Raw genomic sequence first — 8,435 nt, forward strand, 5'->3', positions numbered from 1 at the left:
GGGCAGCAGGCACGGGGCCGCGAGGGGGAGGTTCGCCGGGTCGGGGCCGAGCAGCAGCAGTGCGGCCAGCCCCGGGGAGGCGGTGAGGAGGAGCAGCGCCTCGACGGTCAGCAGGGTGTGGATGAGGGCGCAGGCGCGGGAGACGGGTCCGGTGCCGAAACCGGAGGCGCGTACGGTGCTCATGCCGCGGCCCCACGGCCGGGCCGGTGCCTTAGGGGTCCTTTCACTATGCCCGTCCGGGTCGCGCGGCCTGGCACCGCACCTCGCCGCGTTGCCGAAACGTCCACGTGGCTCCGCCACGCAGCCGCTCCGGCGCCTTGCGATGCACGGCACCAGACCACGCGACCTGATCGGACGCTCATAGTGAAAGGACCCCTTACGTCCCGTCGGGGCGGGCCGGGGACGCGGATCACCCGTTCTCCTTCCTGAACCGCTCGTACGCCTTGTTGTGCAGGTCGACGAGTTGCTGCATGTTCTTCGACTTCAGCTCGGCGAGGTAGGCGTCCCACTGGGACAGCGGGCGCTTGCCGAGGACGAACTGCAGGGTGTTCTGGATGACGGTGTCCTTGAGCGGGGTGTCCCAGAGGGTCGCCTGCTCCTGCTCGAAGGACTGCAGGGGATGGGCCGGGGCGACGGGGAGCTGCCGGCGCTGGGCCATGGTGGCCTGGAACTTCTTCTCGTCCGGGCTGAACATGGAGGAGACGAGTTCCCAGCTGCCGCCGTAGGCGAAGACGCCGTTGTAGAAGCCGTAGTCCTTCTGCATGTCCTTCGGGGCGTCCGGGTCGGAACCCATGAGACTGATGCCGGACTTCAGCTCGTACCGGCTTCCGGAGCGGGTGTACGTGACGCCCTCGACACCCCAGCGGGCCAGCCGCTGGCCCTCGTCCGAGTACCAGAGCCAGTCCACGAACTGCATCATGGCGACGAAGCTGTCGCTCTTCAGCGCCTTGCTGGAGATCATCACGCCGTTCTCCAGCCGGCTGCCGCCCAGCACCACGGGGCCGGCGGGGCCGAGCGGCACCGGAACCATCTCGATCTTCGCGCCCTTGACCTGCTTCTCGAGGTTGTACCGGTAGTCCTGAACCAGGACCTGGGGGTTGGCGCTCATCGCGTAGGACTTCTCGGCGAGCAGCTTCTGCAGCGCCTGGTCGTCGGTCTGGCTGAAGCTCTCGGGGTCCATGAGCTTCTCGGCGACCAGCTTCCGCAGGTACTCGACCATCTGGCGGTAGCCGTCCTGGGCGCCGGTGAAGACGAACTGCTGCGCCTTGTCGTCGAAGCTGATGTTGTCGTACCCCCATCCGGCCCTGACACCGAAGGCCTGGCCGAGGTAGAGGAAAAGGGCGCCGCAGGGGAACGGGGTGTTGGTGCTCCAGCGGTCGGAGAAGGGGTACTTGCCGGGGTACTCCTCCTTGAGCGCCTTGAGGACGTCGTACACCTCGTCCCAGGTGGTGGGGAGGGCCAGGCCGTGCTTGTCGAGGACGTCCGTGCGGAAGGACAGCGAGTAGCCGGACTTGACCTTCTCGTGCAGGCCGGGCAGCAGGTAGTACCTGCCGTCGGACTGGCGGATGGAGTCGAGCTCGGGCTCCAGCTTCCACTTGCGCACCTTGTCGCGGAAGTTGGGCATCAGCTTGACGTAGTCGCTGACCGGGAGGACGGCGCCCGAGGAGACGAAGGCGACCTCGGAGGGGTGGTACGTCTTCGGGATGAGGAAGGGGGCGTCCCCGGCCCCGATGAGGACGCTGCGCTTCTTCTCGTAGTCGGCGAGCGGGACGTCGATCGGCTTGAGGGTCACCCCGGTGCGCTTGCTGAGCTCTTTCCAGAACAGCCAGCCGTCCTTCATGGGGTAGACCGGGTTGTTGTTGTGCAGCACCGAGAAGGACAGGGGCTTGGCCGCCTTGAACTGCTGTCCCGCCCGGTAGTTCTTCATGGCGCCGTCCTGCTTCTTCGACAGGTCCTTGCCGTCCCCGCCGTCGTCCCCGCTGCCGCAGCCGGTGACCGTGGCGAGGCCGATGAATCCGGCGGCGGCGAGGATCTGGCGCCGCGAGAGCTGTCCTGCGTTCTGCACGGAGACTCCTTTGTTCCGTATGCGAGTTGTTCCGTAGACGAGCCGGGTGGGCGGCGTCAGCCCTTGACCGCGCCGAGCATCACGCCCGAGACGAAGTAGCGCTGGACGAACGGGTACACGCAGAGGATCGGCAGGGCGGTCAGCACGATGGTCACCGACTGGATGTTCGCGCCGACCTGGCTGAGCTGCTCGGTGCCGGCGCCCGCGTTGCCGCCGCCGGTGGCGCCCTGGATGAGGTTGCGGAGGTAGACGGTGACCGGCATCAGATCGGTCCGGTCCATGTAGAGGAAGGCGCTGAACCAGGAGTTCCAGAAGGACACCGAGTAGAAGAGCACCATCGTCGCCACGACCGCCTTGGACAGCGGCAGCACGATCCTGAGCAGGACGCCGTAGGTGCTCAGGCCGTCGATCTGGGCGGCCTCCTCCAGCTCCGTCGGCAGGTTCTCGAAGAAGGCCTTCATCACCAGCAGGTTGAACACGCTGATCGCGTTCGGCAGCGCGATCGCCCAGACGCTGTTCTTCAGCCCGAGGTTGGTGACCAGGAGGTAGTTCGGGATCAGACCGCCGGTGAAGAACATGGTGAACACGGCGATCCCGACGAGCACGCCCCGGCCCTTGAGGTGCTTCTTGGACAGCACGTAGGCGTAACACGTCGTCAGGACCATGGCCACGACCGTCGCCACGACCGTGTACAGCACGGTGTTGCCGTAGTTCCGCCAGAACATCGAGTCCTGGAACACGATCTTGTACGTGGTGAGGTTGAACCCCTTCGGCAGCAGGGTCACCTCACCGGCGCGGATCTGCCGCTCCCCGCTGAAGGACCGCGCGAGGATGTTGGTGAAGGGATACAGGGTCACCAGCACGACCAGGGTGAGGATCACCCCGTTGACGCCCTGGAAGACCCGGTAGGAACGGCTCGGCTTCACCACAGGCTCGTCCCCACTGTGCGACGCGAGAGCTGGTTGGCGGAGGTGATGAGGACCAGGCCGATGATCGCCTCGAACAGTCCGATGGCGGCGGCGTAACTGAAGCTGTTGGACTCCACACCGGACCGGTAGACGTAGGTCGAGATCACGTCGGCGGTCGGATACGTCAGCGGGTTGTACAGCAGCAGGACCTTCTCGAATCCGACGGCCATGAACGTGCCGATGTTGAGGATCAGCAGCGTGACCATGGTGGGCCGGATGCCGGGCAGGGTGACGTGCCAGATCTGCTGCCAGCGGTTGGCGCCGTCGATCCGCGCCGCCTCGTACAGGTCCTCGTCGATGGTGGTGAGCGCGGCGAGGTAGAGGATCGTGCCCCAGCCGGCGGTCTGCCAGATCTCCGAGCCGACGTAGATCGTGCGGAACCACTCGGGTTCCTGGATGAAGCGGATCGGTTCGTGGCCCAGCCAGCCGATGACGTGGTTGACGGGCCCGTCACTGGCCAGCATCTGCATCGTGATGCCCGCGACGATCACGATCGACAGGAAGTGCGGAAGGTACGACACCGACTGCACGAACCGCTTCAGGGAGCGCCGGCGCACCTCGTTGAGCAGCAACGCCAGCACGATCGGGACCGGGAAGCAGAACAACAGCGTGAGCCCGCCGACCCACAGGGTGTTGCGGAACACCTGCCAGAAGGTGGGGTCGTTGAGGAACATCTGCACATAGCGCAGCCCCACCCACTCCTCGCCGAAGATCGACCCTCCGGGCTCGAAGCGCCGGAAGGCGATCACGTTGCCGATCATCGGCAGATAGCGGAAGACCAGGAAGAACAGCAGCGGCAGGATCGCCAGGGAGTACAACTGCCAGTCGCGGCGCAGCGCCCGCCGCCAGCCGGTCCGGGCGGGCGCCCGTCTGCCGCGGCGGGGCGCGGCCCGGGCCGGAGGCGGGTCCTCGGTGCCCGGCGGGGCCGATGTGGTGGACGTGCTCATTGCTCGGGCCTCCCGTGGGCATGGGACGCGGAACCGAAACTTTCGAGCTTCTACCGGTAACTTCGCGGCAACTTATGGGCAGAAGAAAGCGCTGTCAATGGGTACCGCGCGCTCGGGTGGGACGCCTGAGACGCGTTGGAACGCCGTCGAAGCTGGGTAGGCCACAGGGGTCGACCGACCTCTCCGCGTCGCAAGTTTCTGGACGACCACCGACTCCTGCGAGGTGCCGCCGTGCCCGCGTTCGACCTGCCCCTGACGGAACTGGAGCGCTACCGCCCGGACATCGAGGAGCCCGCCGACTTCGACGCGTTCTGGACGAGCACGCTGAAGGAGGCGGGGCAGACGGACCCTCTAATGTCGGTGCGGCCGGTGGAGACGGGACTGCGGCTGACGCGGACCTGGGACGTGACCTTCCGGGGCTTCGCGGGCGACCCGGTGCGGGCGTGGTTCAGCCGGCCCGCCGGGGCCGGCGAACTCCTGCCGGCCGTCGTCGAGTTCGCCGGGTACGGGCGCGGCCGGGGGCTCCCCCACGAACGCCTCACCTGGGTCAACGCCGGGTACGCGCATCTGCTCATGGACAACCGCGGCCAGGGCGACCAGTACGGGTGCGGTGGTGACACGCCCGATCCCCACGCGCCGGGCGGGCCCGGCCCGGCGGTGCGCGGGCTGCTCGCCGCCGCGGACTACCACTACCGGCGCCTGATCACGGACGCGGTGCGCGCGGTCGCGGCGGTGCGGGGGCTGCCCGGTGTCGATCCGGCGCGGGCCGTGGCGGTCGGAAACAGCCAGGGCGGAGGGCTGGCCCTGGCGGTGGCGGGGCTCGTCCCGGACCTGGCCGCCGTGCTGGTCACCGCCCCGTTCCTGTGCGGAATCCGCCGCGCCCTCGACCTCACCGACGCGGGCCCGTACGGCGAGATCGCGGCGTACCTGTCCGTCCACCGGGGCGCCGAGCACGCCGTGTACCGCACCCTGTCCTACGTCGAGGGCGTCTCCTTCGCCCGCCGCGCGCAGGCTCCGGCTCATTTCGGGGTGGGACTGCGGGACACGGTGTGCCCGCCGAGCGGGACGTACGCCGCCTTCAACCGGTATGCCGAGCTGACGGGGACGGAGCCGCGCAAGGAGATCCACGCGTATCCGTTCAACGGGCACGAGGGGGGTGACGCGGTGCAGGTGCGGCGCCAACTGGGCTGGTTGGAAACGGTGTTGGACGGCCGGCGCGGATGATCGTGAGCAGCGGGCGACGGCTGGGGTGCGTTGCCTCGTGGTGAGCCGGAGCCGAGCGACCGGGCTCGCTCAAGCGGGCGGGAGACGGCGCCGGTCATGCCGGCAGACGCCGATGGCGCAGCCCAGGGGCTGCGCCATCCCGCCGGTCCTGCCGCGGCTCATCCCGTGATCGGGGACTCCGCCGTGCAGCCGCCGGCGGTCACCAGGCCGTCGGCGCTCTGCTCCTCGAGCACCTTGCCCTTGTGGATGATCTTGCAGGTGACCTGGGCCCCCTCGGGGTCCGCGGCGACCGGCATGACCGCCGCGGGCATGATCCCGCGCAGCGTGACCGTCTTCTTCCAGGGCAGCTTGGGCTTCGACACCGACTCGATCTTCGGTTCCATGGCCTTGCCACCGCCGCCGTGGAATTCGATCGAGTCGATGTTCTTCCCCGTGACCTCGTAGGTGACCTCGTACGTCTCGTCCACGGCCTTGTCGACCTGGTCGACCGCCTCTGAGCAGGCAGTGAGGCCGAACGCGAGACCGGTGACGGCGACGGCGCAGACGGCTGCGCGGATGGTGCGGTTCAAAGGATCCCCCCGGATCATGATGGCCGAAGCCGCAGCCAACCCCAAAGGGAATGCAAAGTCAACTTCGCCTGTACGGCGGCTTCTTGGCCGGACAGGGAGGCTGTCACCTCGTCGCCTCTGCCTACTCCAGCGCCTCTTCCCAGTGCAGGCATTCGGTGTGGTTGAAGTTCCACTTCAAGCAGCGCTGCGTCCTGACCACCGACTTCCGGTCCTTGAACTCGGTGATGATGCTGTCGCCGTCGACCCGGGAGACTCCGGCCTTCTCGCTGAAGTCGATTTTCTCCGGTTCCCCAGAGCGAGGCTGGACAGCGCGTACCTGCCCTGAGCGTCCGGGTACCTGCGGAAGACCTCCTTGATCGCGTCGTGGAACTCGACGTCCTCACTCGGCACGCATGTCATGACCGCCTCCCGCTCTCCACGTGCCGGGCCGTGCTCAGGTGTCCTTTCGCCCTGCCCGTCCGGCTCGCGCACAGTGAAAGGACCCTTGTCCGCAGCCTGCGAGCACCGCGGCGCGAGCGCGCGTGGCTCTCATCCGAACGGGCCGGTGCGCCCTTCCGGCTGCCGCAAGCCGTTTACATCTGTGCCGCCTGGCGCTACCTTCCGCACCATGCGGGGTGGGAGCGCTCCCATAAGGGTGGACCGGAACCCGCCTTCGAGTCGCTCCCATCCCGCGCACCGGCGCACACACATCCGCAGGTCCGTACCCCCACGAACGGACGGTGCTGTCATGATCCTGACAAGCAAGCCGGGAGGATCCACGATGCCCCGCTCATCACTCCCCGCCCGGGCCAGAGCCTTCTTCCTCGTACTCCTCTCCCTCCTCGTCACCGTCCCGGCCATCGGCCTGGTCATGACGACCGGGGGCGAGGCGGAGGCGCACGGCACACCCATGAAGCCCGGCAGCCGCACGTTCCTGTGCTGGCAGGACGGGCTGACCGACACCGGCGAGATCAAGCCGGTGAACCCCGCGTGCCGGGGTGCGCAGCAGGTCAGCGGCACCACGCCGTTCTACAACTGGTTCTCGGTGCTGCGCTCGGACGGCGCCGGCCGCACCAAGGGCTTCGTACCGGACGGCGAGCTGTGCAGCGGCGGCAACACCAACTTCACCGGCTTCAACACGCCCAGCAAGGACTGGCCGCTCACCCATCTCACCTCGGGCGCGACGGTCGACTTCTCGTACAACGCCTGGGCGGCGCACCCGGGTTGGTTCTACGTCTACATCACCAAGGACGGCTTCGACCCGACGAAGACGCTCACCTGGAACGACATGGAGGAGCGGCCGTTCCTGAGCGTCGACCACCCGCCGCTGAACGGCTCCCCGGGCACGGTCGAGGCCAACTACTCCTGGAACGGCAAGCTCCCCGAGGGCAAGTCGGGCCGCCACATCATCTACATGGTCTGGCAGCGCTCCGACAGCCAGGAGACCTTCTACTCCTGCTCCGACGTCGTCTTCGACGGCGGCAACGGCGAGGTGACCGGCATCAAGGAGCCGGGCAACCCGGCCGAGCCGGTGCCCGGCACCTGCACGGCCACCCGCAAGACCACGGGCACCTGGAACGGCGGCTACCAGTCCGAGGTGACCGTCACCAACACCGGCACGGTCCCGATGCTCGGCTGGATGGTCGACTGGAGGCTCCCCGCGGGCCAGAAGGTCGAGAGCCTGTGGAGCGGCAGCGCGACCTACAACGGCCAGGCGGTGATGGTCCACAACGCCGACTGGAACGGCTCGCTGGCCCCGGGCAAGAGCACGACGTTCGGGTATGTCGTCTCCGGGCCGGGCGAAGACAGTGCGAACAGCTTGCCCTGCCGGGTGGGCTGAGGCGCCGGGAGGGGCGGGTCCGGTGACCGGGGAGGCCGGTGACCGGGCCCGCTGTCGCGATGACCAGGTCTCGATGCTGGTCGAACATCAGGGGCTGGACCGCATACGCGGTGATCTCGGATACCGCGCCGGCCAGGGAGCCGGGAGCGCCACCTTGAGCGAGCGGCGTTTCGAGGGCTGACCGTTGATGTCCGAGGGTTGACCGGCAATATCCGAGGCCTGACCGGCGATGCCCGAGGGCTGACCGGCGATGGCGGGGGTGTGATCGCGACCCGCCGGAGCCGTTGACCGAGCCAGGTCGGTCGCCCCATATGTCGCCGTTATCCAGGTGTGCGATTCTGTGTGTGGGTGCCCTGCCGCTCATGTGCGGCGTGGATCCGCCATGGGAGGCGCTACCCCGCGCCGCCGGTCCCGTGCCCGCGTCGTCGTCGCCTGAGTTCCGGGGACTCCCACCTGCCGGTGGCTGCGGCATGGACGGGAGGTGGATGCGGACATGCCCCATTACGGCGATGCCCGGGCCGCGGCCCCCGGTCTTCGGGCGCCGGGGAACGGGGGCACCGGCCCGCCCCGTCCCGCTCCGGAACCGGCCGCGCGTGCTCGGCTGCTGGCGTTCGCGGGCGTGGCGCTGGCGGTGGTGTACGTGCGCAGTGAGGACGGGGCGGAGCTCCGGCTGGTGGAGTCGGCCGGGGCGGAGGCCGGACAGCGGTACCGGCTGCCGGGGTGTGATCGCGACCCGCCGGAGCCGTTGACCGAGCCAGGTCGGTCGCCCCATATGTCGCCGTTATCCAGGTGTGCGATTCTGTGTGTGGGTGCCCTGCCGCTCATGTGCGGCGTGGATCCGCC

At 68.4% G+C, this 8,435-nt stretch carries 6 protein-coding genes and 1 pseudogene; 2 read left to right on the plus strand and 5 right to left on the minus strand.

The window, feature by feature from the left end; all coding sequences use genetic code 11:
• The 4 genes and pseudogenes from C1J00_RS48385 to C1J00_RS32825 form a co-directional block, all read right to left on the minus strand.
• Nucleotides 1–333: pseudogene (locus C1J00_RS48385) on the minus strand (hypothetical protein); the annotation flags it as partial.
• Between the two features lie 76 nt (nucleotides 334–409).
• Nucleotides 410–2,065 carry an ABC transporter substrate-binding protein gene (locus C1J00_RS32815; protein WP_102912617.1) on the minus strand — a complete coding sequence of 552 codons (1,656 nt, stop codon included), beginning with the start codon at nucleotides 2,063–2,065 and terminating at the stop codon, nucleotides 410–412.
• Nucleotides 2,066–2,121: 56 nt separating this feature from the next.
• Nucleotides 2,122–2,994: a carbohydrate ABC transporter permease gene (locus C1J00_RS32820; protein ID WP_102912618.1), complete on the minus strand. Its 873-nt coding sequence runs from the start codon at nucleotides 2,992–2,994 to the stop codon at nucleotides 2,122–2,124.
• Nucleotides 2,988–3,980: an ABC transporter permease gene (locus tag C1J00_RS32825; protein ID WP_102912619.1), complete on the minus strand. Its 993-nt coding sequence runs from the start codon at nucleotides 3,978–3,980 to the stop codon at nucleotides 2,988–2,990. Before C1J00_RS32825 ends, C1J00_RS32820 begins: the two co-directional genes overlap by 7 nt.
• Before the next feature lie 231 nt (nucleotides 3,981–4,211).
• Here C1J00_RS32825 and C1J00_RS32830 point away from each other — a divergent pair, with 231 nt between their 5' ends.
• Nucleotides 4,212–5,204 carry an acetylxylan esterase gene (locus C1J00_RS32830; RefSeq protein ID WP_102912620.1) on the plus strand — a complete coding sequence of 331 codons (993 nt, stop codon included), beginning with the start codon at nucleotides 4,212–4,214 and terminating at the stop codon, nucleotides 5,202–5,204.
• 158 nt (nucleotides 5,205–5,362) lie between these two features.
• Here C1J00_RS32830 and C1J00_RS32835 read toward each other — a convergent pair whose 3' ends face one another.
• A complete protein-coding gene (locus C1J00_RS32835; protein WP_102912621.1) occupies nucleotides 5,363–5,773 on the minus strand; it encodes an MmpS family transport accessory protein in 411 nt (136 codons plus the stop codon).
• A gap of 760 nt (nucleotides 5,774–6,533) precedes the next feature.
• On the opposite strand from C1J00_RS32835, the gene C1J00_RS32840 reads away from it, so the two are divergent.
• On the plus strand, nucleotides 6,534–7,592 hold the full coding sequence (locus C1J00_RS32840; RefSeq protein WP_102912622.1) for a lytic polysaccharide monooxygenase auxiliary activity family 9 protein: 1,059 nt from the start codon (nucleotides 6,534–6,536) through the stop codon (nucleotides 7,590–7,592).
• Nucleotides 7,593–8,435 lie beyond the last annotated feature (843 nt).

The sequence above is a fragment of the Streptomyces cahuitamycinicus genome, assembly GCF_002891435.1.
In the GTDB taxonomy this organism is placed as follows: Bacteria; Actinomycetota; Actinomycetes; order Streptomycetales; family Streptomycetaceae; genus Streptomyces; species Streptomyces cahuitamycinicus.